The following is a 1,181-nucleotide window of genomic DNA, read 5'->3' on the forward strand; positions in this document are numbered from 1 at the left end:
TGGATCACTTGATGATCTTGGAGACGACGCCTGCGCCGACGGTGCGGCCGCCTTCGCGGATGGCGAAGCGCAGCTTCTCTTCCATCGCGATCGGGGCGATCAGTTCGACCTCGAACTTCAGGTTGTCGCCGGGCATCACCATCTCGGTGCCCTCGGGCAGTTTGACGGTGCCGGTGACGTCCGTGGTCCGGAAGTAGAACTGCGGGCGGTAGTTCGCGAAGAACGGCGTGTGGCGGCCGCCCTCTTCCTTGGTCAGGATGTAGGCCTCGGCCTCGAACTGGGTGTGCGGGGTGACCGACTTCGGCTTGACCAGGACCTGGCCGCGCTCGACGCCGTCACGGTCGATGCCGCGCAGCAGGACGCCCACGTTGTCGCCGGCCTCACCGCGGTCCAGCAGCTTGCGGAACATCTCGACGCCCGTGCAGGTGGTCTTCTTGGTGTCGCGGATGCCCACGATCTCCAGTTCGTCGCCCACGTTGACCGCGCCGCGCTCGATGCGGCCGGTGACCACGGTGCCGCGGCCCGAGATCGAGAACACGTCCTCGATCGGCAGCAGGAACGGCTGGTCGATCGCACGCTCGGGGGTCGGGATGTACTCGTCGACGGCGGCGATCAGCGCGCGGATCGAATCCTCGCCGATGGCGTTGTCGCGGCCTTCCATGGCTGCCAGCGCCGAACCCTTGATGATCGGGATGTCGTCGCCCGGATAGTCGTAAGAGCTCAGCAGCTCGCGGACTTCCATCTCGACCAGTTCCAGCAGCTCCTCGTCATCCACCTGGTCGACCTTGTTCAGGTAGACGACCATGTAGGGGATGCCCACCTGGCGACCCAGCAGGATGTGCTCGCGCGTCTGCGGCATCGGGCCGTCGGCGGCGTTCACGACCAGGATCGCGCCGTCCATCTGGGCGGCACCGGTGATCATGTTCTTGACGTAGTCGGCGTGGCCCGGGCAGTCGACATGCGCATAGTGGCGCGTCTCGGATTCGTATTCCACGTGCGCGGTCGAGATCGTGATCCCGCGGGCCTTCTCTTCGGGCGCGCCGTCGATCTGGTCATAGGCGCGGAATTCGCCGAAGTACTTCGTGATGGCCGCCGTCAGCGTCGTCTTGCCGTGGTCAACGTGGCCGATCGTGCCGATGTTGACGTGCGGTTTGTTCCGTTCAAACTTTGCCTTTGCCATG

1 protein-coding gene is annotated in these 1,181 nt (G+C 65.1%); it reads right to left on the reverse strand.

Annotated elements, in window-relative coordinates; translation table 11 throughout:
* Window positions 1-4 precede the first annotated feature (4 nt).
* Complete coding sequence (tuf, locus tag TW83_RS14630; RefSeq protein ID WP_045983513.1) at window positions 5-1,180, reverse strand: elongation factor Tu; 1,176 nt, start codon at window positions 1,178-1,180, stop codon at window positions 5-7.
* Between the last annotated feature and the right edge of the window lies 1 nt (window position 1,181).

Origin of the sequence: Paracoccus sp. S4493 (genome assembly GCF_000967735.1) — a bacterium.
Classification (GTDB): Bacteria; Pseudomonadota; Alphaproteobacteria; order Rhodobacterales; family Rhodobacteraceae; genus Paracoccus; species Paracoccus marcusii.

Excerpts from the sequence above, each read along its gene's own strand:
- tuf (WP_045983513.1), bottom strand. The coding sequence starts at position 1,180 with ATGGCAAAGGCAAAGTTTGAACGGAACAAACCGCACGTCAACATCGGC.